Genomic DNA, 16,350 nt, shown 5'->3' with positions numbered 1-16,350 from the left:
CGGCCGGCCCAGCCGCTCCGCCGCCGCGTCCAGCAGGCCGGCCGCCGAAGCGCCGCCGAGCGCCTCCAGGCGGCCGCCCGGGTCGCGCTCCGGATGGCCGCGGCCGAGCAGCCCGGCGAACGCGCCGTGCGCCACCCCGGGCACGTCCGGACCGGTCACGTGCAGCAGCACCACCTCCGCGTCCCGCGGGGCGTGCGCGCGCACGGCGTCCACGCAGGCGGGCCAGGTGCCCTCGACGAGCCAGGCGATCACGCGCATCCGGTCGGTCTCCCTCGGTGTGTGAGAACCCTCAGAGAATCCGCAGCGACCCCCACAGTGCCACCACGGACAGGGCCAGCGCCGACGGCACGGCGAGCAGACCGAGCCGGGTGAACTCGCCGAGGTCCACGTCGTGCTCGTGCTGGTGCACGATCCGCCGCCACAGCAGCGTGGCGAGCGACCCCGCGTAGGTGAGGTTCGGGCCGATGTTCACGCCGAGCAGCACCGCGAGCACCGCGCCGGGCCCGGTGGGGGCGGCGAGCGGCAGCAGCACCAGGACCGCGGGCAGGTTGTTGATGAGGTTGGCCAGCACGGCGGCCAGCGCGGCGGTCCCGAGCAGCGCCGCGAGGCCGGTGCCGCCGGGCAGGACGTGCCCGAGCGCGTCGGCGAGCCCGTTGTCGACCACCGCGCGCACCACGATGCCCAGGGCCAGGACGAACGCGAGGAAGGAGGGCGCCGCCGCCCGCAGCACGTCCACCGGGGCCGCCCGCCGCCGCACCAGCGCCCGCCCGGCCAGCACCAGCGCCCCGGCCGCCGCCACCCACGCCGGCTCCACCCCGAACGCCGAGGCCACCACGAACCCGGCCAGCGTGCAGCCCACGGTCACCAGCGCGAACAGCGGCAGCGGCGGCGCCTCGCCGGACCCGTCACCCGCGGGCGCGGCCGCGGTCAGGTCCCGGGCGAAGAACCGCCGGAACACCAGGTACTCGGCGCCGATCGCGACCAGCCACGGCAGGCCCATCAGCGCCGCGAACCGGGTGAACGTCAGCCCGCTCGCCGCGAACGCGAGGAGGTTGGTCAGATTGGACACGGGCAGCAGCAGCGACGCCGTGTTCGACAGGTGCGTGCAGGCGTAGACGTGCGGCTTCGGCCGTACGCCGGTGCGCGCGGCGGTCGCGAAGACGACCGGGGTCAGCAGCACCACCGTGGCGTCCAGGCTGAGCACCGCCGTGATCACCGAGGCCAGCGCGAACACCGCCGTCAGCAGCCGTACCGGCCGGCCCCCCGACCAGCGTGCGGTCCACGCCCCGCACGCCTGGAACAGCCCCTCCACATCGCAGAAGTGGGCGAGCACCAGCACCGCCGCCAGGAACCCGACCACCGGTCCGAGCCGTACCGCCTCGGCCTGGGCGTGGGCCGGCGAGATCGCTCCGGTGGCGACGGCGACGCCGGCGGCCGGGACGGCCAGCACCGCCTCCGGCCAGCCGAAGGGCCGTACGACGGCCCAGGCGAGCACGGCGGCGAGCAGGACCGCGGAAAGGGCCTCGGCGAGGGCGGTGTTCAGGGCGGGTCCTCCGGTTCGATCATGTGACCCGCCCATGAAAACAGACGCCGGCGGGCGGGCTACGACGCGCGTGTACCCGCCACGCCCAGGAACTCGTCCCAGCCACCCGCTGGGGCCTGGCCGGGCGTCAGGGTGCGCAGTGTGCGCAGCACCCCCGCGTCCTGCGCCTCCAGCCAGGCCACCAGTTGCTTGAAGGACACGAACCTGACGTCGTCGTACGCGGCCATCCGGCCGATCGCCTCCTCGACGGCGTCCATGTAGATGCCGCCGTTCCAGCGTTCGAAGTGGTTGCCGACGAAGAAGGGGGCGCGGTTGCCCTCGTACGCGCGCCGGAACCCCGCGAGGTAGGTGTCCCGGGCCTGGGCGCGCCAGGTGTCGTACCGGGTGCGGTCGCCCAGCGGGTTGCCGCCGGACTGGTTGAACATCATGTTGTAGTCCATCGACAGCACCTGGAAGGAGTGGCCGGCGAAGGGTATGGACTGCAGCGGGAAGTCCCAGAGCCGGCCGCCCTGCACCTTGCCCGGCCAGATCTGCAGGCCGCCGGGGGAGCTGGCGTCGTACTTCCAGCCGAGCGCGGCCGCCGTGGGCAGCAGGGCCGCCTGGCCCTCCAGGCAGGGGGTGCGGCCGCCGGCCAGCTCCTTGCGGTAGTCGAAGGGCAGCGGTTCGAGGTCGGTGAAGCCGGTGTTGGTCTTCCACTCGGTGACGAAGCCGATCGCCTGCTCGATCTCGCTGCGCCACTCCGCGGGTGACCAGTCGCGCACGCCGTTCGCGCCGCAGAAGTGCCCGTTGAAGTGGGTGCCGATCTCGTGGCCCTCCAGCCACGCGGCCCGCACCTGCTGGAGCGTCGCGTGGATGTGCCGGTCGGCGAGGTAGCCGATGGCGGAGGCGCCGACCGCGTGCCGCGGCGGCCGGTAGAGGCTCTTGCGGGACTCGGGAAGGGTGTAGATGCCGCTGAGGAAGAACGTCATCTTCGCGCCGTGCTCGGCGGCGACCCGGCGGAACCTGGAGAACAGCTTGTTGCTCAGCTCGCCGGCGCCGTCCCAGGAGAGGACCACGAACTGCGGCGGCTTCTGACCGGGCTTCAGCCGCACCGCTGCCGGCTGGTGCGGCTGCTTGCCGGTGTCGGCGGTCGAGCCGTCCCCGAGGGGCTTCGCCGGCCGCGCCTGCCCGGTACCCCGGGCGTACTTCGGGTCCTTGTCGCCGACGGAGAGGCCGAGGCCGGAGGAGCAGGCGGACAGCGCCCCGAGGGAGCCCGCAGCCGCCCCCGCCGTCAGCACGCGCCTGCGTGAGATGCCGCTCATGTTCTTCCCCGATTTCGTGGTCGAGGCCCCGGCGGGGCCTGTTCGCCATGTGGTCGGGGGGTCCGATGCGCGGGTGCGGGGGAAAGATCGCGGCGTCCGGGACGTGTTGCCGTCCCGTGACATTTGCGATGTGTTCATGACGAACCCCGCGGTCCGGGAGCGGACCGCGGGGTGCGCCGGGGCGTCCGGTCAGGCGCCGGTGCCCGGGGAGAAGACGGACAGGAAGGCCGACGAGGAGTTCCCGGAGACGGGGACCGGGCCGGCCGTCCACGCCACCTTGAGCTGGTCCCGCTCGTCCGGCGGGGTCACCAGCAGCGCGGCCGGGGTGGCCGTGTTCGCCCCGCTCACCTCCGGGTTGGAGAAGGTCAGGCCCGCCCACGCGCTCTGCCCGGGCTTCAGCGTGACCGTGACCGGCGAGCCCGAGGAACGCTTGGGGTCCGGGCCGACCTGGCCGCCGGAGGCGTTCACGAACGCGGCGCCCGGATAGCCGTGCAGCGTGCAGGTCCGGGCCGACTTGTTGGTCAGCACCACGGGGAAGTTCTCCTGGCCGGCGCCCGGGTTGTTGCGTCCCACCGAGGCGCGCAGCTCGGAGGTGTGGCACCGGCCGCCCGCCGAGGTCTTCGACCCGGTCCCGGTCCCGGTGCCGGTCCCGGCTTTCGAGGAGGTGGCCGCCGCCGGGGCGGAGGCCGACTTCGAGCCGCCGGGGGTGGCGGCGCCGGCGGACGGGGAGGAGGGGGCCGGGTCCTTGGCCGTCTCGGTCGCCGGCCCGGCCGTGCCCGACACCTTCTGCGGGCCGCTGTGGGCGCCGTCGTTGCCGCACGCGGTCAGCAGGCCCAGTACGGCCACCCCGCCCGCGAGCAGGGCCGCGCGCCGCGATGACCGGGATGAGTACGCCATGTCGCTCAACACTCCTGGATGGTCAGGGCACGCGGTGGACCGCGCGCCTGCGGCGCCGGGTGCGCCGTCACCGGACTACGATGCGCGGGCCCCCGGAAAAGTTCGGGTTCCTCAGGGTTCTTTTCCCCACCTTGACCGCCGGCCGACGCCTCCGCAGGGGGAGTGTCAGGTCACCCGGAGGGAGCGCAGTATGGCGTCGGTCGCGTCCGCTTCACCCTGTTGGCGCACCTGTACGTACACCTCCGGACGGGCGGAGCCGTTTGCGGGGCCGAGCGCGGACTCGGTCACCGAACCCCCGTCCGGACAGTCGTTCCAGGTACGCACCCGGCCGTGCCAGGCGCCGGCGGAGAAGGCGCGGGCGCCGGCGGAGCGGCAGCCGGAGTGCGCGAGGGCGTCCACCCGGGCGGTGGCGTCACCGTGCTCGACGACCCCGACGAACACGCCGTCGACCGCCGCACCCAGGTCGGACCAGTCCGCCACGCGGTCGGCGACCACCAGACCCGGCTGGTGTCCGGCCGCCAGCCCGAGCGTGTGCGGGTCCCAGCCCGAGTCGCGCAGCTCGCGGGCCCAGCCCGCCGGTACCCGGACCGCGACCCGGCCGGTGGCGTCGCGCACCGTGACCGCCCCGGCGGAACCGGTGGGCCGGTTCAGCACCACCGTGACCGTCACGGCGGCGACCGCGGCGGCGAGCACTCCTGCCATGACCAGCGTCGCGGTGCCGATCCGGCCCCGGACGGCGTCGAGCCGGCTGCCGGACCGGGCGCCGGAGGCCGCCGCAAGCCGGTCCAGCTCGTCCGCGAAGGCCTGCGCCGTCGGCCAGCGCCGCTCCCGGTCCGGCTCCAGGGCGCGCAGCAGCGCCCGCTCGGCGTCCTCACCCAGGTCGGGCCGCAGCCGGCCGGGCGGCACCACCTTGCCGGGAGGTCCCGGCACGGCCCCGGTGACCAGCTCGTAGCCGACCGCGCCCAGGCTGTAGACGTCGGCGCGCGCGTCGATGCCCTCACCGGGCTCGGCCTGCTCCGGCGGCTGGTAGCCCGCCGAGCCGGCGGCGAGCGTGAGCACCGAGGCCTGCGCGAGGCTCTTGGCCAGGCCCAGGTCGGCCAGGAGCAGCAGCCGCTCGCCGTCCGGGGCGGTGCGCAGCAGCACGTTGGTCGGCTTGATGTCGCGGTGGACGATGCCCGCCTCGTGCAGCGCGGCGGCGCCGCGCGCGGCCTCGGCGGTCAGCGCCAGCGCCCGCGGCACCGGCAGCGGACCGGCCGCGAGCAGGTCGGCGAGGGTGCCGGCGTCGGCGTACTGCATGACGAAGTAGGGCCTGCCGTCCGGCAGTTCTCCGATGTCGTAGACCTGCACCACCCGGCTGGAGCCGGCCCGGCGCAGCAGCCTCGCCTCGGACAGGAAGCGCTCCCGGACGTCGAGCCGGTGGGCCCAGTTCTCGGCGAGGACCTTCACCGCCACCGGCGCGTCCAGCTCGTCGTCGTGGGCCAGCCACACCGTGGCGAAGGCGCCGGAGCCCAGGCGCCGTTCGAGACGGTAGCGGCCGATCCGCTCCAGGGAGTGCATACGACTATCATGCCTGCCCTGAGATCGACTTCGAGGGGGACCCCGTGCAGGACCCGGTGACCGCCGAAGAGCTCGCCCGGCGCGCCGCCGCGGGCGACGGGGCCGCTCTCGACCGGCTGCTGGCGGAGCTGCGGCCGGAGGTCGTGCGCCGCTGCGGGCGCTTCCTGCCCTGCCGGGAGGACGCCGAGGAGGCCGCCCAGGACGTGCTGCTCCAGGTGGCCCGGCACATCTCCGGCTTCGAGGGCCGCAGCCGTTTCAGCACCTGGCTGTACACCGTCGTCGCCAACTGCTGCCGGCAGAAGTACCGGGAGCTGAAGCGGCGGGCCGCCGAACAGCCCCTCGCCGTCGCACCCGCGGAGGCCGTCGACCCGCGCACCACCAGCGTCATCGCCGGCTCGCGGGTCGACCTGCTGGAGGCCCTCGACCGGCTGGAGCGCGAGCACCCGCACCTCGTCGCGCCCCTGGTCTACCGGGACATCTGCCAGCTGGAGTACGCCGACGTCGCCGAGCGGATCGGCATCCCGCTCGGCACCCTCAAGTCCCGGCTGCACGAGGCCCGCAAACAGGTACGGCCCTGGCTGCGGGGCTACTGATCCTCCTCCAGCGCGTCCAGCTCCGCCCAGATCGTCTTGCCCTCGGCGGTGTGCCTGCTGCCCCACCGCTGGGTGAGCTGGGCGACCAGCAGCAGACCCCGGCCGCCCTCGTCGAAGGTCTTGGCCCGCCTGAGGTGCGGGGCGGTGTGGCTGGTGTCGGACACCTCGACGATCAGCGTGGCCGCGTCGTGGATCAGCCGCAGCCGGATCGGGCGGGCGCCGTACCGGATGGCGTTCGTGACCAGCTCGCTGACCACCAGCTCCGCCGTGAACGCGATCCCGGTCAGCGACCAGCGCTCCAGCTGGTCCACCACCTGCTTGCGGATCGGCGCGACCAGCGCGGGGTCGGCGGGGATGTCCCAGGTCGCCACCTGGGAGGCGGGCAGCCCCCGGGTGCGGGCCAGCAGCAGCGCCACGTCGTCGGGGGCGCCGCCCAGCGGCAGCAGCGCGTGCAGGATGCGGTCGCAGGTCTCGTCCAGTGAGTCCGCGTACCCCCCGAGGGCCTGGAGCAGCGACTCGCGCCCGGTGTCGCCCGCGCGTTCCCGGGACAGCACCAGGCCGTCCGTGTACAGGGCCAGGACCGTGCCCTCGGCCAGCTCCACCTCGGCCGACTCGAAGGGCAGGCCGCCCAGGCCCAGCGGGGGACCGGCGGGCAGGTCGAGCGGGCGGGGCACGCCGCCCGGCTCCAGCACCACGGGCGGCGGCAGCCCGGCCCGGGCCAGCGTGCAGCACCGTGACACCGGGTCGTAGACGGCGTACAGGCAGGTGGCGCCCACCTCGCCGGGGCTGCCGTCGCCGCCGGACTCCTCCGAAAGACGTACCACCAGGTCGTCGAGGTGGGTGAGCAGCTCGTCCGGCGCCAGGTCGATGTCGGCGAGGGTGCGGACGGCGGTGCGCAGCCGGCCCATGGCGGCCGACGCCTGGATGCCGTGCCCGACGACGTCCCCCACCACCATCGCCACCCGCATCCCGGACAGCGGGATCACGTCGAACCAGTCGCCGCCCACGCCCGCCCGGGCCGCCGGGAGGTAGCGGGAGGACGCCTCGAGGGCGGCCGTGCGGGGGAGGGTGCGGGGCAGCAGGCTGCGCTGCAGCGCCAGCGCGGTCTCGCGTTCGCGGGAGTAGCGGCGGGCGTTGTCGATGCAGACGGCGGCCCGGGCGGTGATCTCCTCGGCCAGCAGCATGTCGTCGTCGGTGAACGGGTCGGGCCTGCGGTGCCGGGCGAGCACGGCGACCCCGAGGGTCAGCCCGCGGGCCTGGATGGGTACGGACATCGAGGAGTGGATGCCGTGGGCCCGCACCCGGTCGCCGCGCGCGGGGTTGAAGGCCAGCCACTGGTCCAGCTCGCCCCCGGTGAGCGGGACCCGGATGGTGCGCCCTGCGGTCAGCGCGTGGGCCTGCGGCGAGAAGGACGGGTGCACCTCGACGAGGCCGGGCTTGGCGACCGCCTCGGGGACGCCGCTGAGCACCGACTGGTGCGCGAACCTGCGCAGGTTCACCGGGGCCGTGATGCGGGCCGGGGGCTCACCGCCGTACTCCTCGGGGTCCAGCAGGTCGATGGTGACGAAGTCGGCGAGCGCGGGCACGCACACGTCCGCGAGCTCCTGCGCCGTGCGGGTGACGTCGAGGGTGGTGCCGATGCGCACGCTCGCCTCGTTGACGAGCTGCAGGCGCTGCCGGGCCCGGTGGTTGTCGGTGACGTCGTGGAGCGCCATGGAGACCCCGCGCACCACGCCCCCGGCATCGGTGACCGGCGCCATGCGCGCCAGCCAGGCGTGCGCCCGGTCCTCGCCGCCGACGCGCATGAACGCCTCGACGTCCAGCGGCCGGCCGGTGGTGAGCACCCGGAGCAGGCCCTGCTCCAGCTCCTCGCTCTGCGGCTTCCCGCCGATCTCCGAGAGCCGCAGGCCGCGCAGGCGCTCCTCGGGCAGGCCGACGACCTCGGCCATGGCGTCGTTCATCAGCCGCAGCCGCAGCGCCTCGTCGAACACGGACAGGGCGCACGGGGACTGGATCAGGCCCGCGCGGCTGAGCGGGTCGTCCGGAGAGCCGGGGTCCCGGCCGCCGAGCGGGCTGACCACCAGCCAGTCGCCGCCGTGTCCGTCGCCCGGCGGCCGGTGGTGGGCGAGCAGCCAGACGGAGACCGTACGGCCGTCACGGTGGCGCAATCCGACCGTGCCGGCCCAGCGGGTGCCGCCAGGTGCGGCCGGTGATCCGTCACCGGCCAGCAGCCGGGCGGCGGGACGGCCCAGGACGGCGTCGGCGGGGTGGCCGAGCAGCAGCCGCGCGCCCTCGTTCCATTCCACCAGCGTCCCGTCGGCGCCGATGACCGCCCGGGCCGTCGCCGCATCGTCGAAGGGATAGACCCGGCTCATCGTCGCCGCTCCCAAGCGCACACTCACAGTGAACAGGTGGCATCACCAGGGTTCCAGCGTAGTGCGTCGCGCGGGTTGGCGAACCGCGTCCCCGGGTGAACCGGCCGGGCCGCCACACGCCGTCAAGGGGGAGTCTCGGCCGATGTGGCGGACGTGGCTGGTCAGCGGCTCCGGCCCGACCGGCGTCATGTGGCGGGGCGTCAGAATCTCTTCTCCGGCGATCACTTGCGGGCCTCCGGAACTCCCGCAGGTGAAGCGGATCGAGTGTCTGCCGTCCGTACCGTTGACGAATGTCATGTCGGGAACAAGCATGGGGGCGCCCGCATCTGGGAGCGCTCCCACCGGCCCGAGCGGTTGGGGCGCCACCCGCACCTCCGCCCGAGGAGCCCAGACGTGAAACGACGCAGCGCGACCCTGCTCGCCCTCACCGCCCTGCTGGCCTCGGTCCTCACCGCGCTGCCGGCCGTCCCGGCCGGCGCCGAGGAGACCGAACAGATCAGGAACGGCACCTTCGACACCGGCACCGACCCCTGGTGGACCACTCCCGGCGTCACCGCGGCCGTGTCCGGCGGACGGCTCTGCGCGGACGTGCCCGGCGGCACCGCGAACCGCTGGGACGCCGCCGTCGGACAGAACGACGTCACCCTGGCGAAGGGGGAGTCGTACCGCTTCTCCTTCAAGGCGTCCGGGGTGCCCGCGGGACACCCGGTGCGCGCGGTCGTCGGACTCCAGGTGTCCCCGTACGACACCTGGTACGAGGCCAGTCCCGAGCCGCAGGCCGGCGACGGCGCCTACGCGTACACCTTCACCTCGCCCGTCGACACCACCCTGGCGCAGGTCGCCTTCCAGGCGGGCGGCTCCCCGGACCCCTGGCGGCTGTGCCTGGACGACGTGTCGCTGCTCGGCGGGGTCCCGCCCGAGGTGTACGAGCCCGACACCGGGCCCCGGGTCCGCGTCAACCAGGTCGCCTACCTGCCGGCCGGGCCGAAGGACGCCACCCTCGTCACCGGCGCCGCCTCGCCGCTGCCCTGGCGGCTCAGGGACGCCGGCGGCCGCACGGTCGCCCGGGGCAGGACCGTGCCGCGCGGCACGGACGTCTCCTCCGGGCAGAACGTCCACACGATCGACTTCGGCGCCTTCCACGGACGCGGCGAGGGCTTCACCCTGGTCGCCGACGGCGAGACGAGCCGCCCCTTCGACATCGGCGGCGACGCCTACGAGCGGCTGCGGCTGGACTCGCTGAAGTACTACTACACCCAGCGCAGCGGCATCGCGATCCGCGACGACCTGCGCCCCGGCTACGGCAGGGCCGCGGGACACCTGGACGCGGCACCCAACCAGGGCGACTCCGACGTGCCCTGCCGACCGGGAGTGTGCGACTACACGCTCGACGTCACGGGCGGCTGGTACGACGCCGGCGACCACGGCAAGTACGTCGTCAACGGCGGCATCTCCACCTGGGAACTGCTGAGCACCTACGAGCGCTCCCTGTGGGCCCGCACCGGACAGCCCCGGCGGCTCGGCGACGGCAGCCTGGACGTCCCCGAGAGCGGCAACAAGGTGCCGGACGTACTCGACGAGGCCCGCTGGGAACTGGAGTTCATGCTGCGCATGCAGGTGCCCGACGGACAGCCGCTGGCCGGCATGGCCCACGCCAAGGTGCACGACGCCCGGTGGACGGGACTCCCGCTGCTGCCCGGCGACGACCCCCAGAAGCGCGAGCTGCACGCCCCGACCACCCAGGCCACGCTGAACCTGGCGGCCGCGGCCGCGCAGGCCGCCCGGCTGTACCACCCCTACGACCCTCGGTTCGCGGCCCGGGCGCTCACGGCCGCCCGCAAGGCGTGGCGGGCCGCCCTCGCCCACCCCGCGATGTACCAGGACCCGGACGACGGCACCGGCGGCGGCGCCTACCCCGACGACGACGCCTCGGACGAGTTCTACTGGGCGGCGGCGGAGCTGTACCTGACCACGGGGGAGCGCCGGTTCGCGGACGCGGTACTGGACTCGCCCGTCCACGACGCCGACGTCTTCGGCCCCCTCGGCTTCGACTGGAGCCGCACGGCCGCCGCCGGCCGCCTCGACCTCGCCACCGTGCCCAGCCACCTGCCCGGCCGGGACCGGGTGCGCCGTTCGGTGACCGAGGCCGCCGACCGCTATCTGGCGACCGCCCGGGCCCAGCCCTACGGCATGCCCTACGCGCCCGACGGCAACCTCTACGACTGGGGCTCCAACGCCCAGGTCCTCAACAACGCCCACGTCATCGCCACCGCCTACGACCTCACCGGCGCGCGGAAGTACCGTGACGCCGCGGTCGGCGGAATGGACTACCTCCTCGGCCGCAACGCGCTGAACATCTCGTACGTCACCGGCTACGGCGAGGTCGCGGCCCACCACCAGCACAGCCGCTGGTACGCCCGTGAACTCGACCCGCGCCTGCCGGACCCGCCGGCGGGCACCCTGGCCGGCGGCCCCAACTCCGGCATCCAGGACCCCTACGCGCAGAGCAGGCTGACGGGCTGCACGGGCCAGTTCTGCTTCATCGACGACATCCAGTCCTGGTCCACCGACGAGACGGCCGTCAACTGGAACGCGGCGCTGGCCTGGATGGCCTCCTTCGTGGCGGACCAGAGCCGGTGACGTCGGGAGGTCCGGGGTCAGCAGGTGTGACGTCAGGACTTCCGGTAGCCGAGGATGGTCATCATGCCGCTCTCCGAGTGGTACTGGTTGTGGCAGTGGAGCATCCACAGGCCGGGGTTGTCGGCGTCGAACTCCACCACCAGCTTGCGGTGGGGAAGGACGATGGCGGTGTCCTTGCGCGCGCCGACGGCGTCCAGGCCGGTCATGGCGAACGTGTGGCCGTGCAGGTGCAGGGGGTGCCACATGTCGGTGGCGTTGATGAGGGTGAGCCGCACCCGCTCGCCCGCGCGGACGGGGTGGCGCATGCGCGGCGAGTAGGGCTGGTGGTCGAAGGCCCAGTCGTACTTCCCCATGGTGCCCGTGCTCTTGATGCGCATCTCACGGTCGGGCTCGCGGTCCGCCAGGACCACCGACTCGTGCGGTTCGAGCCGGCGGGCCGGGACGATCTCCCCGTCGAGCTCGTCCGGGCGGATGTCGGCCGGGGGCACCGTCTTCCCCTTGTCCGTGCGCAGGACGGCGAGCGCCTGGCCGCGCTTGCCCTCGGCGAGCGCGACGAGCGGGAAGACGCCGTCCTTGGCGGTGACCAGGACGTCGTAGCGCTCGGCCATGCCGACGAGCAGGGCGTCGGTCGTCTTGTGCCGCACCGGGTAGCCGTCGGTGTGCGTGACGGTCATGCGGTGGCCGTCCAGCGCGACCCGGAAGGCGGTCTCCGAACCGGCGTTGATGATGCGCAGCCGGATGCGGTCGCCGGGGCGGCAGCGGAACGTCGAGGGGTTCGTGGGTACCCGGCCGTTGGCGAGGTACAGCGGGTAGTCGACGCTGCCGGCCTCCCCGCGCAGCAGACGGCTGCGCGAGGAGTGCAGCACCCGGTTCGGGCCCGAGGACCGGTGCGCGGCCGGCGGGTGCGAGGCCGCGGAGTGGGCGGACGGGTGCGCCTGTCCGTGCGGCGCCGGGGTGCCCTCGGAGCCCATGGCCATGCCGCCCATCTTCATGCCCCTCGGCACGAGCTGCGCGAGCACCTCGTCGGGGGTGGAGCCGTCCACACCGTCGACCCAGTCGTCGAGCAGGACGATCCACTCCTTGTCGTAGGACAGGGGCTCCCTGGGGTCGTCGACGATCAGCGGGGCGTACAGACCGCGGTCGGGCTGCAGCCCGACGTGCGAGTGCAGGAAGTACGTGCCCGGGTGGGTGACGGTGAACCGGTAGGTGAAGTCCGCGCCCGGGGCGATGGCCCGCTGGGTCAGGTCCGGCACGCCGTCCATGTCGCAGCGCATCCGGACGCCGTGCGAGTGCAGTGTGGTGGCGACCGGCAGCCGGTTGGCCAGGGTGAGGCTGAGAACGTCACCGGCGGTCACGCGCACCAGCGGTCCGGGCACCGTGTCGTGGTAGGCCCAGCTGTGGACGTGCCGGCCGCCCAGGTCCAGCGTGGTCTCGGCGGCGGTCAGCCTGAGCATGCGCACCGGCCCGGAGCCGCGCTTGCGCTCGGCGGCGCGGACCTCCGGACCCGACGGGTCGACATATCCCTTGGGTCCTGAGGGCACGAAGTCCCCCTCGACGGCCGCCGAGCCCTCGGGGCCGGAGCGGGTGCGGGGACCGGAGTCGGTGCAGGCAGCCAGGAATCCCGCGCCCGCGGCAGCGAGCGGGGCACGGAGCAGGGTACGCCGCGAAGGTGTGTGCATGAATGAAATAAGACACGTTTTGCGCTGATATGTGAGGGACCTGCGGCGGCGCGTCTGATGGTGTCGGGCGTCGGGGGAGGCGGGTCCCGCACGACGTCAGGCGGCGTCGTGGAAGACCAGCCCCAGGGTGCGCCGGTGGCCGGAGCGCACGGTGCTCACCCCGTGCCGCATCGCCCCGGCCGACCAGCCGCGGCGGGAGCGCACGGGGCGGTCACGGGTCGTGAAGACCAGCCCGTGCCCCTGTTCCAGGGCGGTCGCGGTCCCCCGGGACTGGGCGCGCGGCCGCTGTTCGACCATCAGGAACTCGCCGCCGGTGTAGTCGGTGCCGTACGCGTCCAGGGCGATCACCACCTGGAGCGGGAACACCAGTTCCCCGAAGACGTCCCGGTGCAGGGCGTTCCAGTCGCCCGGGCCGTAGCGGAGCAGGATCTGCGCCGACCGGTCCTGCCCGGCGGCGTGGCAGCGCTCCAGCCACTCGTCCAGGGAGTCGGGCCAGGGCGCCGGCCGGCCCAGCCGGGCCGCCCAGTCCCGGGCGACGGGCAGCAGGCGCGGGTACAGGGCGGCGCGCAGGGCGGCCACGGGGGCGGGCAGGTCGTGCGTGAAGTAGCGGTACTCGCCCGAGCCGAAGCGGTGCCCGGCCAGGTCGACGGTGGTGCGGAACAGCTCCGGCTCGTCGTACAGGGCGGCGAGGCCCGCGCACTCCCGCCCGGTCAGCAGCGGGCCCGTCGGCGCGCTGCCGTGCTCGTCCAGCTCGGCCGCCAGCGCGGACCAGTCGGTCCCGGCCACCCGCCGGCCGGCCTCGGTTGCGGTGAACCCCATGAGCGTGCCTCCCTCATACCAGGGCGGGCGGCAGCGCGCCCTCGTGCGTGAGCAGCCACGCCTTGCGCTCCACACCGCCCGCGTACCCGCGCAGCGAGCCGTCCGCGCCGATCACCCGGTGGCAGGGACGCACCAGCAGCAGCGGGTTGGCGCCGAGGGCCCGGCCCACCGCGCGGGTCTCCACCCGGGACAGGCCCAGCCGCGCGGCCAGCTCGCCGTAGCTGGTCGTGGTGCCGTACGGGACCTCGTCCAGCGCCTGCCACACGCGGAGCTGGAAGGGGGTGCCGGCGGGCGCGAGCGGCAGGGAGAAGCGGGTCAGCCGGCCCGCGAAGTAGGTGTCCAGCTCGCGGCGCGCCTGCGCGAACGCCTCCTCGGCGCGGTCCGGCTCCTGGTCGGCGGGCGTACCGGGCCGCCCCGGCAGCGACAGCGAGCTGAGGGCGCATCCCTCGTCGGTCTGCACGCCGGTCAGCAGCAGCTCGCCGAAGGGGCTCGGACAGGTGCCGCGGACCGTGCGGGCGGCGGGGGCGTGGGGGAGGGTGGGGGCGGAACCGGTGGTGGGGTCGCTTCCGGCGGTGTGCGTGGTCATCGTCGCTCCTGGTGTTTCTGTTCCCGGTCGCTCCGGGGCGCCATGGGCCGAGTCGTGGCTCCCATGGGGGTGCGACGTCGAGTCTGGCGCGTGGGCGGCCGCGGCACCGGCGGGAAACGGACAGGGCCCTCACCCGGCGCCGCCCGGCCGCAGGTTCGCCGCGGGTACCGGGGGAAAGAGGGACTGAACAGGTGATATTTACGCCCGAGTACCCGCGCGGTACCGTGAGGGGCATGCCAGCTCTCAACGTGGAGTTCAGCGAACGCGAGCTAGAGGACCTGCGGCAGATCGCCAAGGAGCGCGGGACGTCGATGAAGGCCCTCGTACGCGAGGCCGCGGCGGCGGACATCGCCCGGCACCGGGCGCTGCAGGAGGGCGCGGAGGCCTTCCGGAGCTTCTTCACCGCCCACGCCGAGGAGTTCGCGGCCGCGTTCCCGGACGACGAGTCCCCGGCCAGGGGCGAGGCCGCCTGAGTCGATGCCGCCCGTCCTCCACATCGACGTCCCGTGGCTGCTCCAGCGGCACGAGGAGGTCCTGCCCGACCAGCCCACGGTCGACGACTTCTCCGCGCTGGTCGCCGCGGTCGCCCGGCACCGGGTCGACCCGCCCCGGCTCGGTGTGGACTCCGACCCCGCCTGGCGGGCCGCCGCCCTGCTGCACACCCTCGCCGTGCTCAAGCCGCTGCCCGCGGCCAACGCCCGCTTCGCCTGCGCCACCGCCGTGGCCTACATGTTCGTCAGCGGCGCCGGCATCGACCCGCCCTACGGCGCTCTGGTCGACCTCGCCCGCGACCTGATGTCCGGCAAGACCGACGTGTACGGCGCGGCCGACCGGCTGCGGTCCTGGCAGATCTGACGCCACCCCGGCCGGCGGGGGAAGCCGCGAGGGCCGTCGGCCGGGGTGCGTTCCGCCGGCGGCGGGGCCGCCGGCCGAGGGCGGGAGGAACGGGGCCGGCGGCCGGTTTCGCGCGGGAGAGCCGCCGTTCCGCGCGGGGCCTTCCGAGGGGGCCGGAACCCAGTCCAGCACCGGGCCGCGCACCACGGGAGCGTGCGCGACGAGCCGCTGGGTGCGCGCCCTTCACACGGGGCGCACGGGGCACCGGAGGGCGCGGCACCGGATCGTTGTCCGCGTCCGCTTTCCGACTTTCTGTCAACGACGCCCATGTCGTCCGCGCGCCTTGTTGCGTGTGTGGAAGTTGTGCAAGGGTTTGCACACCCGTGCGGGGGTGATCGCCGGACCTCTTCCGGCAGTTGGGGCACCGGACCGTCGTGGTGCCGGTGAAATTCCCGCTCCCCGCCCGCGTCCCCCGGAGAGCCGGACCAACGCTCCGTACGCACAAAGGAATACGTTCAGTGCCCACCCCCCACCCGCCCCGTCCGCCCTACCCGCCCCCAGGGGTCGACCCGGGGGAGTCCGACGAGTCGCTCGCCGCTCCGCTGCGGGCCGGCTCCGACGCCGAGGCCGCCCGCTCCGCCGCCCTGCTGATGGCCCGCCACTGGCGGCCGGCGCAGGACTACGCGGTCGTCTGCCTGGCCGTGCCAGGACCCCTCGCCCACATGGTCACCGCCACCGCCTTCCACCAGGTCCTGGACCGGCTCGCGCTCGGCGAGCCCGCCGAGGCGCTGCGGCCCCGGCTGCTGGTGGCGGTGCGGGACACCGTCCTCAACTGGTCCACCACCGACCGGATCACCGAGGTGCTGCCGGGGCTCCAGAAGCCCGCCGGAGGCCGCGGGATGCGGATGGCGAAGACCCTGATACCGGAGAACCGCGCCCTTTCCGAACGCTCGTTCCACGGCCTGCCCCGGCTCGAACAGGCCCTGCTCTGGCACACCGAGGTCGAGGCCGAGCCGCTCGCCGTTCCCGCGGGGCTGCTCGGTCTGGACGGCGACAGCGCGGCCGTCGCGCTCGAGCAGGCCCGGGAGAAGTTCCGGGAGGGCTGCGTCCGCGCCCATCGCGAACTCGCGCCGAGCACCGACTGCCGCCACTACAACCGCCTCCTCGACGTGCCGATCCGCCGCGGCGGCGCCCTGCTGCCCGACGTCCGGCAGCACCTCGACGGCTGCCCCTACTGCCGGCACGCGGCCGAGCAACTGGGGCGGATCGAAGGCGGACTCGGCGTCCTGCTCGCCGAGGCGGTGCTGGGCTGGGGCGCCCACCGGTACCTCGAGTCGCGGCCCGGCCGCAGCCGGACCGGTCCCGCCCGCACCCGTGGCACCTCCCGCCGGTCCGGCGGCGGCCGCCGTGGCGAGCAGCAGAACGATCAGCTGGGTGCGGACGGCGCGGATCGATTCACTCTGACGGGCCAACGCACGCCGGTCATTGTCCAGAAAAAGCGGTGGTAAGTCCGCATCGCCTATGGT

At 74.4% G+C, this 16,350-nt stretch carries 12 protein-coding genes and 2 pseudogenes; 5 read left to right on the top strand and 9 right to left on the bottom strand.

All coding sequences use genetic code 11. The annotated features are described in order from the left end of the window. From PV343_RS39455 to PV343_RS39435, 5 genes and pseudogenes are all read right to left on the bottom strand, one after another. A pseudogene (locus tag PV343_RS39455) lies at window positions 1–258 on the bottom strand (universal stress protein); the annotation flags it as partial. 31 nt (window positions 259–289) lie between these two features. Then, window positions 290–1,579 carry an SLC13 family permease gene (locus PV343_RS39450; protein ID WP_319151865.1) on the bottom strand — a complete coding sequence of 430 codons (1,290 nt, stop codon included), beginning with the start codon at window positions 1,577–1,579 and terminating at the stop codon, window positions 290–292. Window positions 1,580–1,602: 23 nt separating this feature from the next. Beyond that, on the bottom strand, window positions 1,603–2,844 hold the full coding sequence (locus PV343_RS39445) for a hypothetical protein (RefSeq protein ID WP_319151864.1): 1,242 nt from the start codon (window positions 2,842–2,844) through the stop codon (window positions 1,603–1,605). A 189-nt stretch (window positions 2,845–3,033) separates the two neighbouring features. Continuing rightward, window positions 3,034–3,741 carry a DUF4232 domain-containing protein gene (locus tag PV343_RS39440; protein ID WP_319151863.1) on the bottom strand — a complete coding sequence of 236 codons (708 nt, stop codon included), beginning with the start codon at window positions 3,739–3,741 and terminating at the stop codon, window positions 3,034–3,036. A 165-nt stretch (window positions 3,742–3,906) separates the two neighbouring features. Then, on the bottom strand, window positions 3,907–5,298 hold the full coding sequence (locus PV343_RS39435) for a serine/threonine-protein kinase (RefSeq protein WP_319151862.1): 1,392 nt from the start codon (window positions 5,296–5,298) through the stop codon (window positions 3,907–3,909). A 44-nt stretch (window positions 5,299–5,342) separates the two neighbouring features. On the opposite strand from PV343_RS39435, the gene PV343_RS39430 reads away from it, so the two are divergent. Further along, window positions 5,343–5,891 (top strand): RNA polymerase sigma factor, encoded by a 549-nt coding sequence (locus PV343_RS39430; RefSeq protein WP_319151861.1) that lies wholly within the window; start codon window positions 5,343–5,345, stop codon window positions 5,889–5,891. Here PV343_RS39430 and PV343_RS39425 read toward each other — a convergent pair. Beyond that, window positions 5,885–8,266 (bottom strand): SpoIIE family protein phosphatase, encoded by a 2,382-nt coding sequence (locus PV343_RS39425; protein WP_319151860.1) that lies wholly within the window; start codon window positions 8,264–8,266, stop codon window positions 5,885–5,887. The two genes, PV343_RS39430 and PV343_RS39425, sit on opposite strands and share 7 nt — an antisense overlap. A gap of 393 nt (window positions 8,267–8,659) precedes the next feature. Here PV343_RS39425 and PV343_RS39420 point away from each other — a divergent pair, with 393 nt between their 5' ends. Next, window positions 8,660–10,906: a glycoside hydrolase family 9 protein gene (locus tag PV343_RS39420; RefSeq protein WP_319151859.1), complete on the top strand. Its 2,247-nt coding sequence runs from the start codon at window positions 8,660–8,662 to the stop codon at window positions 10,904–10,906. Window positions 10,907–10,938: 32 nt separating this feature from the next. On the opposite strand, the gene PV343_RS39415 is transcribed toward PV343_RS39420, so the two are convergent. The 3 genes from PV343_RS39415 to PV343_RS39405 form a co-directional block, all read right to left on the bottom strand. Continuing rightward, window positions 10,939–12,585: a multicopper oxidase family protein gene (locus PV343_RS39415; RefSeq protein WP_319151858.1), complete on the bottom strand. Its 1,647-nt coding sequence runs from the start codon at window positions 12,583–12,585 to the stop codon at window positions 10,939–10,941. A gap of 96 nt (window positions 12,586–12,681) precedes the next feature. Continuing rightward, window positions 12,682–13,404: a 2OG-Fe(II) oxygenase gene (locus tag PV343_RS39410; RefSeq protein WP_319151857.1), complete on the bottom strand. Its 723-nt coding sequence runs from the start codon at window positions 13,402–13,404 to the stop codon at window positions 12,682–12,684. Window positions 13,405–13,417: 13 nt separating this feature from the next. Then, window positions 13,418–13,990: a methylated-DNA--[protein]-cysteine S-methyltransferase gene (locus tag PV343_RS39405; RefSeq protein ID WP_319151856.1), complete on the bottom strand. Its 573-nt coding sequence runs from the start codon at window positions 13,988–13,990 to the stop codon at window positions 13,418–13,420. A 233-nt stretch (window positions 13,991–14,223) separates the two neighbouring features. On the opposite strand from PV343_RS39405, the gene PV343_RS39400 reads away from it, so the two are divergent. From PV343_RS39400 to PV343_RS39390, 3 genes and pseudogenes are all read left to right on the top strand, one after another. Further along, entirely contained in the window at window positions 14,224–14,463 is a 240-nt protein-coding gene (locus PV343_RS39400; RefSeq protein WP_043476900.1) for a hypothetical protein, read from the top strand. Between the two features lie 4 nt (window positions 14,464–14,467). Next, window positions 14,468–14,845: a toxin Doc gene (locus PV343_RS39395; RefSeq protein WP_319151855.1), complete on the top strand. Its 378-nt coding sequence runs from the start codon at window positions 14,468–14,470 to the stop codon at window positions 14,843–14,845. A gap of 497 nt (window positions 14,846–15,342) precedes the next feature. Continuing rightward, a pseudogene (locus PV343_RS39390) lies at window positions 15,343–16,245 on the top strand (hydrolase); the annotation flags it as partial. Window positions 16,246–16,350 lie beyond the last annotated feature (105 nt).

The organism is Streptomyces sp. WI03-4A, from assembly GCF_033792105.1.
Taxonomy (GTDB): domain Bacteria; phylum Actinomycetota; class Actinomycetes; order Streptomycetales; family Streptomycetaceae; genus Streptomyces; species Streptomyces collinus_A.
The sequence above is the reverse complement of the archived record's forward strand: the minus strand, read 5'-3'. Positions and strand labels throughout refer to the sequence as shown.

Excerpts from the sequence above, each read along its gene's own strand:
- PV343_RS39425 (WP_319151860.1), bottom strand. The coding sequence starts at position 8,266 with ATGAGCCGGGTCTATCCCTTCGACGATGCGGCGACGGCCCGGGCGGTC.
- PV343_RS39450 (WP_319151865.1), bottom strand. The coding sequence starts at position 1,579 with ATGGGCGGGTCACATGATCGAACCGGAGGACCCGCCCTGAACACCGCC.
- PV343_RS39410 (WP_319151857.1), bottom strand. The coding sequence starts at position 13,404 with ATGGGGTTCACCGCAACCGAGGCCGGCCGGCGGGTGGCCGGGACCGAC.
- PV343_RS39445 (WP_319151864.1), bottom strand. The coding sequence starts at position 2,844 with ATGAGCGGCATCTCACGCAGGCGCGTGCTGACGGCGGGGGCGGCTGCG.
- PV343_RS39405 (WP_319151856.1), bottom strand. The coding sequence starts at position 13,990 with ATGACCACGCACACCGCCGGAAGCGACCCCACCACCGGTTCCGCCCCC.
- PV343_RS39440 (WP_319151863.1), bottom strand. The coding sequence starts at position 3,741 with ATGGCGTACTCATCCCGGTCATCGCGGCGCGCGGCCCTGCTCGCGGGC.
- PV343_RS39435 (WP_319151862.1), bottom strand. The coding sequence starts at position 5,298 with ATGCACTCCCTGGAGCGGATCGGCCGCTACCGTCTCGAACGGCGCCTG.
- PV343_RS39395 (WP_319151855.1), top strand. The coding sequence starts at position 14,468 with ATGCCGCCCGTCCTCCACATCGACGTCCCGTGGCTGCTCCAGCGGCAC.
- PV343_RS39415 (WP_319151858.1), bottom strand. The coding sequence starts at position 12,585 with ATGCACACACCTTCGCGGCGTACCCTGCTCCGTGCCCCGCTCGCTGCC.
- PV343_RS39400 (WP_043476900.1), top strand. The coding sequence starts at position 14,224 with ATGCCAGCTCTCAACGTGGAGTTCAGCGAACGCGAGCTAGAGGACCTG.